This is a genomic window from Methylopila sp. 73B, assembly GCF_000526315.1.
Taxonomy (GTDB): domain Bacteria; phylum Pseudomonadota; class Alphaproteobacteria; order Rhizobiales; family Methylopilaceae; genus Methylopila.
Window position 1 is genome coordinate 3380399 of record NZ_JAFV01000001.1, and the last position, 16778, is coordinate 3397176.

Here is a 16778-nt window from a genome sequence, read left to right on the forward strand (position 1 = left end):
GCGATCGCCCGGGGCCCGCCGCGAACCCTTGAGGTGACCGCCGCGATGAAGGTTCTCGTTCCCGTCAAGAGAGTGGTCGACTACAACGTGAAGATCCGGGTGAAGCCGGATGGGTCGGGCGTCGAGCTCGCCAACGTCAAGATGTCGATGAACCCCTTCGACGAGATCGCGGTCGAGGAAGCGCTTCGCCTCAAGGAAGCCGGGACCGCGACCGAGGTCGTGGTGGTCTCGATCGGACCCGCCCAGGCCGCCGAGACGATCCGTACCGGTCTCGCCATGGGCGGCGACCGCGGCGTCCTCGTGAAGGTCGATGGCCCGGTGGAGCCGCTCGCCGTCGCGAAGATCCTGGTCAAGCTCGTCGAGCAGGAGCAGCCGGGCCTTGTGATCATGGGCAAGCAGGCGATCGACGACGACTGCAACCAGACCGGCCAGATGCTGGCCGCGCTGCTCGGCTGGCCCCAGGGCACCTTCGCCTCCAAAGTCGCGCCCGACGCCGACGGCGTGTCGGTCACCCGCGAGGTCGACGGCGGCCTCCAGACGGTGCGGCTGAAGCTCCCCGCCATCGTGACGACCGACCTGCGCCTCAACGAGCCGCGCTACGCCTCGCTGCCGAACATCATGAAGGCGAAGAAGAAGCCGATCGACGAAAAGTCGGCGGCCGATCTCGGCGTCGACGTCACGCCGCGCCTCCAGGTGGTGAAGACCTCCGAGCCGCCGAAGCGCCAGGCCGGCGTGAAGGTCGGCTCCGTCGCGGAGCTCGTCCAGAAGCTCAAGACCGAAGCGGGAGTGATCTGATCATGGCGACCCTGCTTCTCGCCGACCATCACGAAGACAGCCTCGGCGACGCCACCGCCAAGGCGCTCACCGCCGCCAAGGCGCTCGGCGCCCCAGTGCACGTGCTGGTCGCCGGCCAGTCGCCAAAGGGCGCGGCCGAAGCCGCTGCGAAGCTCGACGGCGTCGAGAAGGTGCTGGTCGTAAGCGCCGAGATCTACGCTCATGGCCTGGCCGAGCCCTTCGCGGAGCTCATCGTCGGCCTGATGGCGAACTACGACGCGCTGGTCGCCTCGTCCTCGACGACGGGCAAGAACGTGCTCCCGCGCGTCGCCGCCAAGCTCGACGTCATGCAGATCTCCGACATCGTGAAGGTCGAGAGCCCGGACACCTTCGAGCGGCCGATCTACGCCGGCAACGCGCTGCAGACGGTCACGAGCTCGGATCCGAAGAAGATCATCACGGTGCGCACCGCGGCCTTCGCCGCGACCGGCGAGGGCGGCTCCGCCGCGATCGAGGACGTCGCCGCGGCCGCCGACCCCGCGCTGTCGAGCTTCGTCGGCGAGGACCTCACCCAGTCCGACCGGCCGGAGCTCGGCTCCGCCAAGGTCATCGTCTCCGGCGGGCGCGCGCTGGGCTCCCGCGAGAAGTTCGAGCAGGTGATCGAGCCGCTCGCCGACGCCTTCGGGGCCGCGATCGGCGCGAGCCGGGCCGCGGTCGACGCCGGCTACGCCCCGAACGACCAGCAGGTCGGCCAGACCGGCAAGATCGTGGCGCCGGACCTTTACGTCGCCCTCGGCATCTCCGGCGCGATCCAGCATCTCGCCGGCATGAAGGACTCGAAGGTCATCGTCGCGATCAACAAGGACGACGAGGCGCCGATCTTCCAGGTCGCGGACTACGGCTTGGTGGCGGACCTGTTCGTCGCGGCGCCGGAGCTTCAGGCGGAGCTCGCCAAGTCGAAATGACGCTTCGGCGCGCAGGCGATGGTCGCCGGCGCGCCGTTCTGCTTAAAATGAGCATGCGCGCTGGCATTGTGCGGCGCACCAATTATAGTCCGCCGCGACAGTGTCCCTTCCCGGGACGGCGGCGCAGCAGACTGGCCAGGCAGGTTCGATGGCGGTGGACATTCGCAAGATCGGCGTGATCGGCGCAGGCCAGATGGGCAGCGGCATCGCTCACGTCTGCGCGCTCGCCGGACTGGACGTCGCCTTCAACGACATCTCGTCCGACCGGCTCACGGCCGCGATCGGCCGCATCGACGGCAATATGCAGCGCCAGGTGGTCAAGGGGGCCATCGCGGAGACCGATCGGGTCGAGGGCCTGTCGCGCATTCGGCCCGTCGACAGCTACGCCGGCCTCGCCGACTGCGATCTCGTGATCGAGGCCGCGACCGAGGACGAACAGGTCAAGCGCAAGATCTTCTCGGAACTCTGCCCGCAGCTGCAGCCGGGCACGATGGTGGCGAGCAACACCTCGTCGATCTCGATCACGCGGCTCGCCGCCTCCACCGATCGGCCGGAGCGGTTCATCGGCATCCACTTCATGAACCCGGTCCCGCTGATGCAGCTCGTGGAGCTGATCCGCGGCATCGCCACCGAAGACGAGACCTTCGAGAGCTCCAAGGCGCTGATCGACCGGCTCGGCAAGACCGTCGCGGTCTCCGAGGACTTCCCGGCCTTCATGGTCAACCGCATCCTGCTGCCGATGATCAACGAGGCGATCTACACGCTCTACGAGGGCGTGGGCTCGGTCGACGCCATCGACACCGCCATGAAGCTCGGCGCCAACCACCCGATGGGGCCGCTGCAGCTCGCGGACTTCATCGGCCTCGACACCTGCCTGTCCATCATGCAGGTGCTCTACGAGGGGCTGGCGGACTCGAAGTACCGCCCCTGCCCGCTGCTGGTGAAGTACGTCGAGGCGGGCTGGCTCGGCCGCAAGACCCAGCGCGGCTTCTACGACTACCGCGGCGAACACCCGGTCCCCACGCGTTGACCGCCTGCGGCCGGCCGGTTTAATCGTCCGTTAAAGTCGCTCCGCCATGGTGGTCTTTTGCACCATGCGGGGAGATCGCCCATGGACATCGGTTCGCTGGCGGCGGGCGCCGTGGCCACCCAGGCGCAGCAGACCCGCGACGGCTTCACCATAGCCGCGCTCAAGATCGCGAACGAGCAGCAGCAGGCGATGGCGGACCTCGTCGCCCAGACCGCCGCGGACAGCAAGGCGCTGACCGAAGCCGGCGTCGGAACGGTGCTCGACGTTTCCGCCTGACGGTCGCTCCATATCTCGACACCTCTTCGGCGTTCGCCGTCGCACGCCGGCTTGACTCGGGGCCCGCCGTCGCGACTTCGTGCTCGCAGGACCCATGTTCGAAGGAGCCCGCGATGGCCCGCACGCTCGTCGCCGCCATCGGCCGCGCCGCCGCCGTTCTCGCGCTCGCCGTCACCCTTGTCGGCTGCGGCGTCAACAATGTGCCGACGCTCGAGGAGAAGGCCAAGGCCAGCTGGAGCGAGGTGCAGAACCAGTACCAGCGCCGCGCCGATCTGATCCCCAACCTCGTAGAGACCGTGAAGGGCTTCGCGCGGCAGGAGCAGGAGGTGCTGACCGCCGTCGTCGAGGCGCGCGCCAAGGCGACGCAGGTCATGATCGACGCCAGCAAGCTCACCGACCCCGCGGCCGTGAAGGCCTTCCAGGATGCGCAGGCCCAACTCTCGGGAGCGCTCGGCCGGCTGCTCGCGGTGTCCGAGCGCTACCCCGACCTCAAGTCGAACCAGAACTTCCTGGCGCTCCAGTCCCAGCTCGAAGGCACCGAGAACCGGATCGCGGTCGCGCGGCGCGACTACATCGAGTCCGTCCAGGCCTACAACACCGAGCTGCGCACCGTGCCCGGCCGCTGGATCGCCGGCTGGCTCTATCCCGACGCCAAACCCATGGCGACCTTCACCGCGACGCCGGAAAACCAGGCGCCCCCGAAGGTCTCGTTCTGAGAGGCTGATCGTTTCAAACAGACGCGCCCGCTTTTGTCCCCCTCCCCCTTGCGGGGAGGGGAGAGAGCGCGGCTCGGCGACGGTGAGCTTTCGGGACTGTAGGCGCTCCAACTCAACGATCAGGCTTTTGTCCGAGCGCCTCACACGGCCGCCCGGCGACTTCGCCGATCGCCCTCACCGAGGCGGCCGGGCGTAGAGATCGAGATGTCCGACCTCGGCGCGCACGCCCGCGAACTCGGTCCGAAAGGCGAGCCATCCGTCGAGGCCGGCGGGCGCGTCGGGGAGTTCCGCGACCGCGCGGGCCATGCCCGCCACGAGCTCGCTCGTGAGCTCGGTCTCGCCCCAGCCGAGCCGCCACGGGCTCGCCTCAACCACGGTTTCGCGCCCCCGCGCCTGCAGAAGCCGCGTCAGCGTCTCGGCGGCCGCGGGCCCGAGCGCAGGCCCGAAGCCCTTGTCGGTCTGCTGGTGGCGATTGAAGGCCGCCACGACGGCGAGGTCGCTCGGATGCGCCGGGGTGAACCGAGTCGCGCCGTCGTAGCTCAGCGCGGCGTAGAGCGGCCGGCGCGTCGCAGCCAGCGCGCCGACGAACTCGCGAAGCCAGCCGTCGCCGACCAGATCGAACAGGGCGGACGCCGTGACGAGGTCGGCGGCGCGCGCGGCCTCCGGCAGCGGGTCGGCGGAGAGATCGAGAGCGAAGGTCTCGATCGCGATCTCCTGTCCCCCACGGGCCAAACGCAGCAGGCCGCCGTCGTCCGTCGCCATGTCCGCCCAGGCGGACAGCCGGGCGCGGGCGTGCGCCAGCAGGGCGGGGTCGTGATCGATCAGCCGCCAGCGCTGCCGCGGCCCCAGATGCGGCGCGAGCGCGCGCAGCGTCGAGCCGGACCCGCAGCCGAGATCGGCGATGACGACCTCTTCCGGGCCGGCGAAATCCAAGGCGACGGCCGCCAGAACCTCGGCCGAGCGGGCGGCGTGATCGGCGGGCTCGCGCAGGTCGAGCCAGACGGGATCGAAGCCGCTCACCGCACAAGCGCCGCGACGCGCTCGAACACGTCCGCCGTATCCGACCAGCGCGGCAAGCGCTCGGCATGGGCCCAGGTCGCGTCGGCGGCGGTCCGTCGAGCGTCGGCGTCGCCGACGAGGCGGCGGAGCGCGGCCTCGAGGCCCGCCACGTCCTCCGGATCGACGATCGCGCCGGCGTCCGCCGGCACGGTCGTCTCCGAGGCCCCGCCGCGGCCGGCGATCACCGGCAGGCCGCGCGCGAGCGCCTCGGTGTAGGCCATGCCATAGCCCTCGTAGCGCGAGGCCAGCACGAAGACGTCCGCGCCGGCGTACTCTCGATCGATCGCCTCATGCGACAGCTCGCCCAGCAGCTCGACGCGGTCGCCGATCCCGGACGCCGCGATCTCGGCCGTCAGCGCCTCCACCGTCGCGACGTCCCGCGCGACGCTTCCGGCGATCCGCCAACGCCAGTCGAGATCGGTCATGCGCGCGAGCGCGCGGGCGACGGCGATGTGGTTCTTGCGGGGGGTGACGGTCGCGACGGTGAGCAGGGTCGGCGGGCTGTTCTCCGCTCCGCGCGCGCGCTCCGCGGGGGCGACGCCGGGCTCGGCGACCGAGAGCCGTTCGGCCGAGACGCCGAAGCGGTCGCGCAGGGTGGCGGCGGTGGTCTCGCTGGTCGCCACGACGTGGGCCACGGCGGTCAGCGCGGCGCGCTCGGAGGCTTCAAGCCGGGCCGCGACGTCGTCCGCCAGATTGCCCTCGAGCGCCAGCGGGTGGTGACAGAGCGCGATCACCGGCCGCTCAAGCGAACGGATGCGCTCCGGCGGCAGCACGGCGTAGGCGAGCCCGTCCACGAACAGCGCCGAGTCCTTCGGCACGGCCGCCAGGCGCCGCAGGGCCTCCGTGAGGTCGGCGTCGGAGCCGAAGGGCAGCGCCGCCGGAAGACCGAGCGCGACGGCGCCCCGGCGGCGGCCGGCGAGCTCCGCGAGCACGTGTGAGTCGTAGACGTAGCCGCCGGTGCGGATCTGCAGGTCGCCCGGAACCGCGAGGACGATGTCAGCCATGGCCGAGCGCGCCTTCGTACCAGGCACGGGCCACATGGCTCTCGTTCAGTGTGACGCGGATCTTCGTGAGGCCGGCGGCGTTCGGTCCGAGCGCGCCGGTGCGCGCGGCCTCCGCCATGGCGTCGAAGATGTGCTTCGCGAGAAATTCGGTGGTGGTGCGCTTGCCCGGAAGCGCCTCGTCGAGGTTGGCGTAGTTGATCGGCGCGAGTGCGGCCTTCAGCGTCTCCGTCGCCCGGCCGATGTCGACCACGATGTCGTCGGCGTCCAATTCCTCGCGGAAGAAGGCGACGTCGACCACGAAGGTCGCCCCGTGCAGCGCCTGGGCCGGCCCGAAGGTCTCGCCCTTCAGGCTGTGGGCGATCATGATGTGGTCGCGGACTTCGACGGCGTACATGCGGGGCGCTCCAGAAGCGGGGTCAGGCGTAAGCCAGCGCGACGCCGAGGGCGTCCGCGCCGGGCGCGAAGATGTACGGCAGCAGCCGGGGCGCGTCCTCGAAGGCGATCTCGCGGTCGATCAGGAGATCGAACCGCTCGTCGTTCGCAAGCAGCTCCAGCGCCGCAGCCAGCCGGCGCGCGTGGCTCCAGCGCGGCCGCCGCTCCGGCGAGACCCGGCCCACCTGCGAGGAGACCAGCTTCAGCCGCCGCGCATGGAATGCGCCGCCGAGCGCGACCGGCGTCTCGCCCGCGCCGTGCCAGCTCATCTCCACCACCGTCGCCTCGTCGCCGGCGAGCGACAGCGCGAGGTTGAGGCCGTCGGCCGTCGCGCTGGCGTGCAGCACCACGTCGGCCTCGCCCGGCGCGTCATTCGGCGTCGCGAATCGGGCTCCGAGCGCTTCCGCGACGAGACGGCGCCTGGGGTCAATGTCCACCGCCGTGACCTCCGCCCCCGGCAGCCGCGCGGCGAGGGCGGCGACCAGCAGGCCGACGACGCCGGCGCCGACAACCACGATCCGGTCGCAGGGGCCCGCGCCGGAATCCCAGATGGCGTTCAGCGCCGTCTCCATGTTGGCCGCCAGGGTCGCACGTTTCGGCGGCAGGGCGGCGGGCAGGAGCGTGAGCATCCCGACCGGCGCAAGGAACAGACTTTCGTGGGGGTTCAGGCAAAACACCGCGCGGCCGATCAGGTCCTCGGGGCCGTCCGCCACCATTCCGACCGCGCAGTAGCCGTACTTCACCGGACCGGGAAAGGCGCCCTCCTGCCGCGGCGCGCGCATCCTCTCCCATTCGCTTTCGGGCACGCGGCCTTGGAAAACCAGTCGCTCCGTGCCGCGGCTGACGCCGGAGAAGCTTGCGCGCACCAGCGCCTCTCCGCTAGGCGGGGGAGGCGGCGCCGCGGCCTCGCGAATCTCGATCCGGCCGTCGCCGAGATACCACAGCGCTCTCGGCCGGTCCGCGGCGGGGGAGTTGTCGGCTCGCCGCATCGACCCTAATTGCCCGCCAGTTCGTTCCAGAGGATGCGGACGTTCGCCCGCGACGGAAGTTATATCCGGCTGCGCGCGGACGACCAGCCCGCCGCCGCGTCCCCGTCATCGAAAGCGTCACATGAGTTCCACGATCGACAGCTCCCCGGTCGCCGCCTCCCGTCCCTCCTGGCTGCGGGGCCTGTTCCGGGGGACCACGCCGACCGGCGCACAGTCGACCGCGGCGCTCGCCGCCCGAAGGATGACGATGGCGGGTCTCGTGCTGGGCACGATGGTGGGCCTGAGCTGGGCTTTCTGGACGGTGATGGCGGTCGACGGGTGGTCGATCCCCGAGATGGTCATGTACCTCTGCTTCGTCGTCTCGCTGCCCTGGATCGTGATCGGTTTCTGGAACGGGGTGATCGGCCTGCTGCTGCTGCGGGTCGCGCGCGATCCGCTCGACATTGTGGTTCCCTGCGCGGCCTACGCCGGCGCCGCCGACCCGATCGTCGTCCGGACCGCGATCGTCATGTGCATCCGCCATGAAAACCCCGAGCGCGTCGTGCGCCGCCTCGACGCCGTCCTGCGCAGCGTCGACGCAACCCGCGAGGGCCGGGCGTTCGACCTCTTCATCCTGAGCGACTCGACGCAGGACGACCTGGCGGCCGAGGAGCGCGCGACGATCGAGACCTGGCGCGCGCGCCTCGCGGACCCGGACCGCGTCGTCTACCGCCGCCGCGCCGTCAACGCCGGCTTCAAGGCGGGAAACATCCGCGAGTTCCTGATGGAGCGCGGCGACGACTACGAGCTGATGATTACGCTCGACGCCGACAGCGTGATGTCCGGCGAGACCATCCTGCGCCTCGTCCGCATCATGCAGGCGAACCCGAAGCTGGGCATCCTGCAGAGCCTCGTGGTCGGGCTTCCCGCCCGCACCGCCTTCGCGCGCATCTTCCAGTTCGGCATGCGCGCCGGCATGCGCAGCTACACCATGGGCGCAGCCTGGTGGAGCGGCGACTGCGGGCCCTACTGGGGCCACAACGCCGCGATCCGCGTGGCGCCCTTCCGCGACCACGCCGAACTGCCGACGCTGTCTGGCAAGCCCCCGCTCGGCGGGGTCATCCTCAGCCACGACCAAGTCGAGGCCGTGCTCGTGCGCCGCGCCGGTTACGAAGTCTGCGTGCTGCCGGAAGAAGGCGGCTCGTGGGAGGACAACCCGCCGTCGCTGCCGGAGTTCATGCGGCGTAACCTGCGCTGGTGCCAGGGCAACATGCAGTACGTGAAGCTGCTTGGCATGCCCGGCGTCAAGCTCATCAGCCGGGTGCAACTGCTGCTTGCGATCCTGATGTACGTCGGCGCTCCCGCCTGGATCGGCTTCATGATCGCGGGCGCGGCGCAGGCCTTCATGCCGCCGTCCGTCATCGGCGAGCTCGACCCGCCCGGCTCCTTTCCCGTCGGGCTCTCCATCGGCCTGCTCATGACGATGCTGACCATCACCTTCACGCCAAAGCTGATGGGCTACCTCGACGTCGCTCTGCAGCGGAACGAGATGGACCGCTACGGCGGGCCGCAACTGTTCACCCTCGGCGCGCTGGCCGAAGTGCTGTTCGGCTTCCTGCTGGCGCCGCTCATCAGCTTCTCGGTGACGACCTTCCTGTTCGTGCTGTTCGTCTTCGGCAAGTCGGTCGGCTGGGAGGCGCAGGACCGCGACGCCCACCGCATCGGCTGGGGCGAGGCGACGCGCAAGCTGTGGCCGGCCACCCTGTTCGGCGCGGGGCTCACCGTCGCCTTCGCCGTCTCCGCCCCTTACGTGCTGTTCTGGGCGGCGCCGGTTCTCGCGAGCTTCCTGCTGGCCATTCCCTTCACGGTGCTGACCTCGACGGAGACGCTCGGCGCGCTCACCGCCCGCGCGGGCCTCGGCGCGACGCCGGAGGAGGTGCGCCCGCCGCTGGAGGTGCGCGCCGTCAGCGACGACCTCGTCGCCGCGCGCTACGCTCCCCCGATGTCGCCCTTCCGCCTGGACGGCGGCGAGGCGGCCGCGCTCAGGGCTGCGGAGAAGGCGGCGGGCTGACGGCTGTCGCAGCAGACGAAAGAGGGCGCCGTTTGTGGCGCCCTTTTTTATTCCGCTGGCGCGTCGGTCGTGGCGTAGCGCTGTAGCAGCGGCGTCTGGGCGACCGCGAAGACCATGGTCAGCGGCATGACGCCCCAGACCTTGAAGGCGACCCAGAAATCCGTCGTCTGGGTCCGCCACACCACCTCGTTGATCACCGCGAGGACCACGAAGAAGAACGCCCAGCGCCAGGTCAGCTTGGTCCAGCCCTCGTGCGTCAGGCGGAAGGCCTGATCGAACACGATGGCGAGCAGCGGCTTGCCCATGGCGAGACCTGCGAACAGCGCGCCCGCGAACAGCAGGTTCACGATCGTCGGCTTCAGCTTGATGAACAGCTCGTCCTGGAGGAACAGCGTGAGGCCGCCGAAGATCAGCACCACGGCGCCCGACACCAGCGGCATGATCGGCAGCCGGCGCATCAGCGTCCAGGACAGGACCAGCGATACGACCGTCGCGACCATGAAGGCGGCGGTGGCGGTGAACAGGTCGGTCCGGTTGTTCGCGATGAAGAACACCACGAGCGGCCCGAGCTCGAGCCCGAGCTTGAGGAAGGGATTGACGGCCTTGGGGGCCGATTTCGGCGGTTGCGACGTCATGGCTTAAGCTCTGCCTCCGCCCCGCGGCGGGATCAAGGCGGAAGAAACGCCTTCCGGTTGCATTTTAAGGAGACGGCAGCCCACGCACCTTCGCGGCGGCGTCGATGAAGCCCCGCGTGGTGGCGAACAATTCCGGCACGTCGAGCAGGAAGGCGTCGTGGCCCTTGTCGGTCGCGATCTCGACGAAGCTGACGTTCGCCGCCGCGGCGTTCAGCGCATGCACGATCTGGCGCGCCCCCTCGGTCGGGAACAGCCAGTCCGACGTGAAGGACGCCACGCAGAACCGGGTCCTGGTGCCCTGGAACGCCTTCGCCAGCACGCCGCCGTGGTCCGCCGCCAGGTCGAAATAGTCCATCGCGCGCGTTACATAGAGGTAGCTGTTGGCGTCGAAGCGCTCGACGAAGCTCGCGCCCTGGTGGCGGAGGTAGCTCTCGATCTGGAAGTCGGCGTCGAAGCCGAAGGTCCGCGCGTCGCGGTCCTGCAGGTTGCGGCCGAACTTGGTCTGGAGCGCCGGCTCCGACAGATAGGTGATGTGCGCGGCCATGCGCGCCACCGCCAATCCCTTGCGAGGCACCGCGCCCTCCATCAGGTAGCGCCCGTTCCGCCAGTCGGGGTCGGCGGTGATGGCCTGCCGGCCGACCTCGTGGAAGGCGATGTTCTGGGCCGAATGCTTGGCCGCGGTCGCGATCGGCAGCGCGGCGAACACCCGGTCGGGATAGCTCGCGGCCCATTCCAGCACCTGCATGCCCCCCATGGAGCCGCCGACCACCGCGAACAGGTCAGGGATCCCGAGGTGGTCGATCAGCATGGCCTGGGCGGCCACCATGTCGCGGATGGTGACGAGCGGAAGGTCGAGGCCGTAGGGCTCGCCGGTCGCCGGATTGGTGGACGCGGGGCCGGTGGTGCCGAGGCAACCGCCCACGACGTTCGAGCAGATGACGAAGAAGCGGTCAGTGTCGACCGGCCGCCCGGGACCGACCATGGTCGACCACCAGCCGGGCTTGCCTGTCACGGGATGGACGTTGGCGACGTGCTGGTCGCCTGTCAGCGCGTGGCAGACGAGCACGGCGTTGGACCGGTCGGCGTTCAGTTCGCCGTAGGTCTGGTAGGCGATGTTGAGCGGCGCCAGCGCCTTGCCGGACTCGAGCGTCAGCGGCGGCGCGATGCGCGCGACGAGGCTGTGGGGCGCGTCGGCTTCCGACCGCGCCGCCTCGTTCGTCGTCCGCTCCATGGTTCCGCCCAAGCAATCCTCTCGAGGCGTAGGCTTTTTGTCCGGCGGCGAGGTGAAGCGCCGACGCCGCCTCATGTCAATGGGCGCGTCGCCGAACGCTATTTGACGGCCATCACCTGGATGATGGCCGGGCCGAGGATCACGATGAAGATCACCGGCAGGAAGAACACGATCATCGGCACCGTCAGCTTCGGGGGCAGGGCCGCGGCCTTCTTCTCCGCGTCCGCCATCCGCATGTCGCGGCTTTCTTGCCCGAGCACCCGCAGCGCCTGGCTTACGGGCGTGCCGTACTTGTCCGCCTGAATCAGCGCGGTCGCCACCGACCTCACCGATTCCAGCCCGGTGCGCATGCCGAAGTTCTCGTAGGCCAGGCGGCGATCCTGCAGGTAGGACATCTCCGCCATCGTGAGCGTCAGCTCCTCGGCGAGCGGGATGGACTGGGCGCCGATCTCGTCCGCCACCTTGCGGAAGGCGGCCTCGACCGACATGCCGGCCTCGACGCAGATCAGCATCAGATCGAGCGCGTCGGGAAACGCGCGCTTCATCGAGAGCTGGCGCTTCTGCGTCTGGTTTCGGAGGAACAGCTCCGGCGCCTTGATGCCGAGGTAGGTGGCGAACACCACGGCGGCGAGCCGCATCAGCGGCGGCTTGCCGAGATCGTTGATCAGAAAGAGATAGCCGAGCGACACCGCCATGAAGGCGAGCGGCGCGACGAGTCGAAAGAACAGAAACGCCGTCATGGCGCCCGGGCCGCGGTAGCCCGCCTGCAGCAGGCGCTCCTTGGCGTCGGCGGTGCCGAAATGCTTGGCCAGATTGAACTGGCTGACGATGTTCTGCATGTAGGCCCTGGGCTCGCGCTTCAGGCCTCTTCGATCGCTGCGCGCGAGCCGCTCGCGCTCTCGGGCGCGGATCCGCGACCGCTCGATCGCGACCGACTTCATGCGTTTCTCGAGCTGATCGCCCGCCAGCAGCGGCATGGCGAAGGTCACGACGGTCGCGACGGCCGCGATCGCGGCGAGCAGCATCGCCATGGCGTGCGGATCGTTGATGGTCCGAAAGATCTGGTCGATCACGCGACGTTCCCGTCTTTAGAAGTCGAAGCTGATCATCTTCTTCATGACCAGCACGCCCGTCAGCATCAGGCACCCGCCGCCGAAGAGGAGGACGCGGCCTAAGTCCGTGGTCCACATCAGCGACATGTAATCGGGGCTCGTCACCGAGATGATCCCGATCGTGATGATCGGAAGGGAGCCGATGATGGCGGCCGACGCCTTGGCCTCCATGCTCATCGCCTGGATCTTCGCCTTCATTTTCTTGCGGTCGCGCAGCACCCGGGCGAGGTTGCCGAGGGCGTCGGACAGGCTGCCGCCGGCCTTGGACTGGATGGCGATGACGATGCCGAGGAAGTTCGCTTCCGTCACCGGCATCCGCTCGTAGAGCTTGGCGACGGCTTCGGAGAGCGGAATGCCGACGGTCTGCTCCTCGACGATCGTGCGGAACTCCGACTTCACCGGCTCCTGGGTCTCGTTGGCGACGATGCGGATGCAATCGCCGAGCGGAAGACCGGCCTTGAGGCCGCGCAGGATGACCTCCACCGCGTTCGGAAGCTCGTTGAGGAACCGGGCGATGCGGCGCTTCCGCAGGAAGGCGAGCGCCCAGCGCGGCAGGCCGAGCCCGCCGACGAACGCGGCGAGCAGGCCGATCCGCATGTCGCCGCTCAGGACGAGCGCGGCGAAGCCGAGGGCGGCCGCGACGGCGGCGCTGATGGCGTAGAAGCGCTCCTTTGACCAGCTCAGCCCGGCCTGCTCGATCCGCATGCTGAGCGACGGGCGATTGATGCGCTTCTGCCGCTCGTCGAGCGCCTTCAGGCTGTCGGCGACATGCCCGCGCCTCAGGGTCTCCTGCGCCGCCTGGGCGACCACGCGCCGGCGATCGAGGCCGACGCCGGCGAGCTTCTTCCGCTCCTCCGCGCGCATTTCGCCCGAGAGCAGCGGGTAAAGCAGCGCGTAGGCCGCGCCGCCGGCCGCGACGGTCGCGAGCAGGATGACGGGGAGCCGGTCCATGTCGATCATGCGCGGTCTCCGCTCGCCGGGGTCACGCGACGCGGCTTTCGTTGTTGCTCTCCGCGGCGTCGAGCGCGGCCGCGAGCCGGTTCTCCTCGCCGAAGTAGCGGGCCCGCTCCCAGAAGCGGGGGCGGCCGATGCCCGTCGAGCGGTGGCGTCCGATCAGGCGCTTGTTCGCGTCCTCCCCGAGGATGTCGTAGAGGAAGATGTCCTGCGTGATGACGACGTCGCCCTCCATCCCCATCACCTCGGTGATGTGCGTGATGCGGCGGGAGCCGTCGCGCAGGCGCGACGCCTGCACGATGACGTCGACCGAGGTGCAGACCATCTCCTTGATGGTCTTCGACGGCAGGGTGAAGCCGCCCATCGTGATCATCGACTCCAGACGGGACAGGGCCTCGCGCGGCGAGTTCGCGTGCAGCGTGCCCATCGAGCCGTCGTGGCCGGTGTTCATCGCCTGGAGCAGGTCGAAGGCCTCTGGTCCGCGGACCTCGCCGACGATGATCCGCTCGGGGCGCATGCGCAGGCAGTTCTTGACCAGGTCGCGCATGGTCACCGTGCCCTCGCCTTCGAGGTTCGGCGGACGCGTCTCGAGGCGCACGACGTGCGGCTGCTGCAGCTGCAGTTCGGCCGCGTCCTCGCAGGTGATGATGCGCTCGTCCTCGTCGATGTAGCGCGTGAGGCAGTTGAGCAGCGTCGTCTTGCCGGAGCCCGTGCCGCCGGAGATCAGCACGTTGCAGCGGACGCGGCCGATGATCTTGAGGATCTCGGCGCCCTCGGGGCTGATCGAACCGAATTTGACCAGCTGGTCGAGAGTCAGCTTGTCCTTCTTGAACTTGCGGATGGTCAGCGTCGGGCCGTCGAGCGCCAGCGGCGCGACGATGACGTTGACGCGCGAGCCGTCGGGAAGGCGCGCGTCGCAGATCGGCGAGCTCTCGTCGACGCGGCGGCCGACCTGGCTGACGATGCGCTGGCAGATGTTGAGAAGCTGTGCGTTGTCCCGGAAGCGGATCGGGGTCTGCTGCACCTTGCCGGCGACCTCGATGTAGGTCCGCTCGGCGCCGTTGACCATGATGTCGGCGATGTCGTCCCGCGCCAGCAGCGGTTCGAGCGGACCGTAGCCGAGGACGTCGTTGCAGATGTCGTCGAGCAGCTCCTCCTGCTCGGCGATCGACATCACGACGTTCCGGATCGCGATGATCTCGTTGACGATGTCGCGGATTTCCTCGCGCGCGCTCTCGGTGTCGAGGCGGGCGAGCTGCGCGAGGTCGATCGCCTCGATCAGGGCGCCGAAGATCCGGCTCTTGGTCTGGAAGTACTCGTCGTTGCGGCGGGTGTCGATCGGGGGCGGCGCGACCGGACGAGGGTCGGACTGCGGCGCCGAGGCCGGAGCGCCGATCGGCGCCACGGCGATCAGCGGCGCGCCGAACTCGCTCGCGGCGGAGGACTGGCGCGTGAAGCCGGCCGTCGTGGCCGGCGTGGCCGGCGTTCCGCGTTTTCCGAACATCGTGGCGCTTCTCCTCGTCCGATCCCCCGGCTCAGCCGGCTTTCTTCCGATTGATCCGGGCCATCAACGGCTCCAGCAGCGACCGGTTGGCCTTTCGGGCCTCCGTCCGGCCCGTCAGGCGCTTCGCGAGCTCGACGAACATCTCGTTGGTCTTGTGGCCCGCCGCGGTCTCGGCGAGCATCTGGCCGTTGTTCGCGGCCGTGCCGAACAGCTGCGGATCGAAGGGCACGATCGCCGCCGGCTCGAGGTCGAGCGCCTTCGCGAAGTCCTGCGGCTTGATCTCCGCGCGCTTCGGAACCCCCACTTGGTTGAGGATCAGCCGCGGCGGACCGTCGTTCGGCCTCGCGGCCTTCAGCAGATCGATCAGGTTCTTCGCGTTGCGCAGGTTCGCGAGGTCCGGCGTCGCCACGATCGCCACTTCGTCGGCCGCGATCAGGGCGCGCTTCGACCAGGCGGTCCAGACATGCGGCACGTCGAGCACGGCGCAGGGCACGTTGGCCCTGAGAATGTCGAGCAGCGGGTCGAACACGTCCTCGTGGAAGTCATAGACCCGGTCGAGCGTCGCCGGCGCCGCGAGCAGCGACAGCTGCTCGGTGCATTTCGACAGCAGGCGGTCGACCAGCGCCGCGTCGAGCCGGTCCGGGGCGAACACCACCTCGGCGACGCCCTGGGGCGGGTCCTGATTGAAGTTCAGTCCCGCGGTGCCGAAGGCCAGGTCGAGATCGACCACGACGCTGTCGAGCTTGATCTGGCGCGCGATCGCCCAGGACACGTTGTGCGCGATGGTCGAGGAGCCGACGCCGCCCTTCGCCCCCACGAAGGCCACGGTGCGGCCGACCGGGTCGGCGCCCGGCGCGCGGAAGATTTCCGACAGCGAGCGCACGAGGTCGACCACGTCGAACGGCGGCACGAGATAGTCGCTGACGCCCTGCCGCATGAGCTCGCGGTAGAGCAGCACGTCGTTGACCTGCCCGATCACGACCACCTTGGTGCCGGGGTCGCACACGTCGGACAGGCGGTGGAGGATGTCGAGCAGGCGTTCGCGGTGGGCGTCGCCCTCGATGACGATGACGTTGGGCGTGGGCGCGTTCTTGTAGGCTTCGGCCGCGGCGAGGCCGCCGCCCATCTGCACCTTGACGTGCGCCTTCTCCATCCGCCGGTCGGTCGCGGCGTGCTCGACGAGGCGCGCGATCTCGGGCGTTTCGCAGAACGCCTGGATCGAGACGCGCGGAAGCGGCGCGATGATGTCGACGGTCGCCGCTGAGGGTTCGTCGACCAGGGAACCAGGATGCGAGGCGAACTTGGTCATCATTTCGAGCCTCCAACGTCGCTGATGTCCGCCTCTTCCTGCTTGTAGGTCGTCGTTGTGTCCTCGCCGGCGCGATGCTTCTGGATCACGGTCTGGCGACGCGCCGCATAGACGGGAGTCTCGGCGCGCGGACGCGCCAGATCTTCAGGATCGGCGACCTGCGCGGCGAGGTTCTGCTGCGTGGCGCAGCCGAAGTTCCAATAGTCGCGGTTTTGGGTCGCGCCGTAGACGTCGCCGCCGCCATGTCCAAGATCTTCAGGCCACAAGCCGCAGGGGTGCGGCACCTCCGCCTTCAGCTTCACGTAGCCCAGCCTGAGCGGCGCGAAGTGATCCGGCGCCTCGGCGGTGTAGCGCTGGCTGAGCACGGCCGTCGCCGGCACGCCGGCCGACGCCAGGGTGGTGCGCACGGCGGGAAGAGCATAGGCCGCGGCCGCGTCGCTCGCTCCGCCGCGCGGCGAAAGGATCGCGATCGGGCCGCGTCCGTTCCTGCGCCAGTCCGCGGCGAAGGCGCGAATGTCCTCCTTCTGGCGCTGGGTCAGGCCCTCCCGCGTGGCGCCGACCGGCAGGTCGAGCTTGGCCTCGCCCTCCGCGAGCACGATGGGATGCCGCTGCTGGTAGCTCTGAGGGTAGTCGTCGCCGACGATCCGGTCGGCATGGCAGCCGGCGAGCGCCGCGGCCGCGGCGCCGAGGCAGGCGAGCCTCGCGGCGCGGAACAGGAAAGCGTGGGAAAAGGTCATC

General features: G+C 69.6%; 17 protein-coding genes. 6 read left to right on the plus strand and 11 right to left on the minus strand.

The window, feature by feature from the left end:
• Positions 1-45: 45 nt before the first annotated feature.
• From K244_RS0116260 to K244_RS0116280, 5 genes are all read left to right on the plus strand, one after another.
• A complete protein-coding gene (locus tag K244_RS0116260; RefSeq protein WP_024816554.1) occupies positions 46-795 on the plus strand; it encodes an electron transfer flavoprotein subunit beta/FixA family protein in 750 nt (249 codons plus the stop codon).
• Between the two features lie 2 nt (positions 796-797).
• On the plus strand, positions 798-1739 hold the full coding sequence (locus tag K244_RS0116265; protein WP_020187343.1) for an FAD-binding protein: 942 nt from the start codon (positions 798-800) through the stop codon (positions 1737-1739).
• Positions 1740-1887: 148 nt separating this feature from the next.
• Entirely contained in the window at positions 1888-2769 is an 882-nt protein-coding gene (locus K244_RS0116270) for a 3-hydroxybutyryl-CoA dehydrogenase (protein ID WP_020187344.1), read from the plus strand.
• Positions 2770-2850: 81 nt separating this feature from the next.
• Positions 2851-3045: a hypothetical protein gene (locus tag K244_RS0116275; protein WP_020187345.1), complete on the plus strand. Its 195-nt coding sequence runs from the start codon at positions 2851-2853 to the stop codon at positions 3043-3045.
• Positions 3046-3158: 113 nt separating this feature from the next.
• Positions 3159-3761: a LemA family protein gene (locus tag K244_RS0116280; protein ID WP_020187346.1), complete on the plus strand. Its 603-nt coding sequence runs from the start codon at positions 3159-3161 to the stop codon at positions 3759-3761.
• A 174-nt stretch (positions 3762-3935) separates the two neighbouring features.
• On the opposite strand, the gene K244_RS0116285 is transcribed toward K244_RS0116280, so the two are convergent.
• Genes K244_RS0116285 through K244_RS0116300 form a run of 4 tightly spaced genes read right to left on the minus strand, consistent with a single transcriptional unit; the run spans position 3936 to position 7122 of the window.
• On the minus strand, positions 3936-4781 hold the full coding sequence (locus tag K244_RS0116285) for a class I SAM-dependent methyltransferase (RefSeq protein WP_020187347.1): 846 nt from the start codon (positions 4779-4781) through the stop codon (positions 3936-3938).
• Positions 4778-5824 carry a glycosyltransferase family 4 protein gene (locus K244_RS0116290; RefSeq protein WP_020187348.1) on the minus strand — a complete coding sequence of 349 codons (1047 nt, stop codon included), beginning with the start codon at positions 5822-5824 and terminating at the stop codon, positions 4778-4780. The genes K244_RS0116285 and K244_RS0116290 overlap by 4 nt, the downstream gene beginning before the upstream one ends.
• Entirely contained in the window at positions 5817-6218 is a 402-nt protein-coding gene (locus K244_RS0116295; protein WP_020187349.1) for a 6-carboxytetrahydropterin synthase, read from the minus strand. The genes K244_RS0116290 and K244_RS0116295 overlap by 8 nt, the downstream gene beginning before the upstream one ends.
• Positions 6219-6240: 22 nt before the next feature.
• Positions 6241-7122: a zinc-binding alcohol dehydrogenase gene (locus K244_RS0116300; protein WP_346430352.1), complete on the minus strand. Its 882-nt coding sequence runs from the start codon at positions 7120-7122 to the stop codon at positions 6241-6243.
• A gap of 244 nt (positions 7123-7366) precedes the next feature.
• Here K244_RS0116300 and mdoH point away from each other — a divergent pair, with 244 nt between their 5' ends.
• Entirely contained in the window at positions 7367-9295 is a 1929-nt protein-coding gene (gene mdoH, locus K244_RS0116305) for a glucans biosynthesis glucosyltransferase MdoH (protein ID WP_024816555.1), read from the plus strand.
• 47 nt (positions 9296-9342) lie between these two features.
• On the opposite strand, the gene K244_RS0116310 is transcribed toward mdoH, so the two are convergent.
• From K244_RS0116310 to K244_RS0116340, 7 genes are all read right to left on the minus strand, one after another.
• Positions 9343-9930 carry a septation protein A gene (locus K244_RS0116310; protein WP_020187353.1) on the minus strand — a complete coding sequence of 196 codons (588 nt, stop codon included), beginning with the start codon at positions 9928-9930 and terminating at the stop codon, positions 9343-9345.
• A gap of 64 nt (positions 9931-9994) precedes the next feature.
• On the minus strand, positions 9995-11161 hold the full coding sequence (locus K244_RS0116315; protein WP_020187354.1) for a homoserine O-acetyltransferase: 1167 nt from the start codon (positions 11159-11161) through the stop codon (positions 9995-9997).
• A 98-nt stretch (positions 11162-11259) separates the two neighbouring features.
• Positions 11260-12192, minus strand: coding sequence for a type II secretion system F family protein (locus tag K244_RS0116320; protein ID WP_051460149.1), 933 nt, complete (start codon positions 12190-12192; stop codon positions 11260-11262).
• 57 nt (positions 12193-12249) lie between these two features.
• Positions 12250-13230 carry a type II secretion system F family protein gene (locus K244_RS0116325; RefSeq protein ID WP_036306932.1) on the minus strand — a complete coding sequence of 327 codons (981 nt, stop codon included), beginning with the start codon at positions 13228-13230 and terminating at the stop codon, positions 12250-12252.
• Between the two features lie 25 nt (positions 13231-13255).
• A complete protein-coding gene (locus K244_RS0116330; RefSeq protein WP_020187357.1) occupies positions 13256-14731 on the minus strand; it encodes a CpaF family protein in 1476 nt (491 codons plus the stop codon).
• Between the two features lie 31 nt (positions 14732-14762).
• Positions 14763-16040 carry a CpaE family protein gene (locus K244_RS0116335; RefSeq protein WP_051460150.1) on the minus strand — a complete coding sequence of 426 codons (1278 nt, stop codon included), beginning with the start codon at positions 16038-16040 and terminating at the stop codon, positions 14763-14765.
• Positions 16040-16777, minus strand: a complete 738-nt coding sequence (locus tag K244_RS0116340) for a CpaD family pilus assembly protein (RefSeq protein ID WP_020187359.1) — start codon at positions 16775-16777, stop codon at positions 16040-16042. Before K244_RS0116340 ends, K244_RS0116335 begins: the two co-directional genes overlap by 1 nt.
• Between the last annotated feature and the right edge of the window lies 1 nt (position 16778).

What these genes read in the sequence shown, in the direction of transcription:
- K244_RS0116265 (WP_020187343.1), top strand. Translation starts at nt 798, where the DNA reads ATGGCGACCCTGCTTCTCGCCGACCATCACGAAGACAGCCTCGGCGAC.
- K244_RS0116290 (WP_020187348.1), bottom strand. Translation starts at nt 5,824, where the DNA reads ATGGCTGACATCGTCCTCGCGGTTCCGGGCGACCTGCAGATCCGCACC.
- K244_RS0116310 (WP_020187353.1), bottom strand. Translation starts at nt 9,930, where the DNA reads ATGACGTCGCAACCGCCGAAATCGGCCCCCAAGGCCGTCAATCCCTTC.
- K244_RS0116270 (WP_020187344.1), top strand. Translation starts at nt 1,888, where the DNA reads ATGGCGGTGGACATTCGCAAGATCGGCGTGATCGGCGCAGGCCAGATG.
- K244_RS0116340 (WP_020187359.1), bottom strand. Translation starts at nt 16,777, where the DNA reads ATGACCTTTTCCCACGCTTTCCTGTTCCGCGCCGCGAGGCTCGCCTGC.
- K244_RS0116320 (WP_051460149.1), bottom strand. Translation starts at nt 12,192, where the DNA reads ATGGCGATGCTGCTCGCCGCGATCGCGGCCGTCGCGACCGTCGTGACC.
- K244_RS0116330 (WP_020187357.1), bottom strand. Translation starts at nt 14,731, where the DNA reads ATGTTCGGAAAACGCGGAACGCCGGCCACGCCGGCCACGACGGCCGGC.
- K244_RS0116260 (WP_024816554.1), top strand. Translation starts at nt 46, where the DNA reads ATGAAGGTTCTCGTTCCCGTCAAGAGAGTGGTCGACTACAACGTGAAG.
- K244_RS0116280 (WP_020187346.1), top strand. Translation starts at nt 3,159, where the DNA reads ATGGCCCGCACGCTCGTCGCCGCCATCGGCCGCGCCGCCGCCGTTCTC.
- K244_RS0116335 (WP_051460150.1), bottom strand. Translation starts at nt 16,040, where the DNA reads ATGACCAAGTTCGCCTCGCATCCTGGTTCCCTGGTCGACGAACCCTCA.
- mdoH (WP_024816555.1), top strand. Translation starts at nt 7,367, where the DNA reads ATGAGTTCCACGATCGACAGCTCCCCGGTCGCCGCCTCCCGTCCCTCC.
- K244_RS0116315 (WP_020187354.1), bottom strand. Translation starts at nt 11,161, where the DNA reads ATGGAGCGGACGACGAACGAGGCGGCGCGGTCGGAAGCCGACGCGCCC.
- K244_RS0116275 (WP_020187345.1), top strand. Translation starts at nt 2,851, where the DNA reads ATGGACATCGGTTCGCTGGCGGCGGGCGCCGTGGCCACCCAGGCGCAG.
- K244_RS0116295 (WP_020187349.1), bottom strand. Translation starts at nt 6,218, where the DNA reads ATGTACGCCGTCGAAGTCCGCGACCACATCATGATCGCCCACAGCCTG.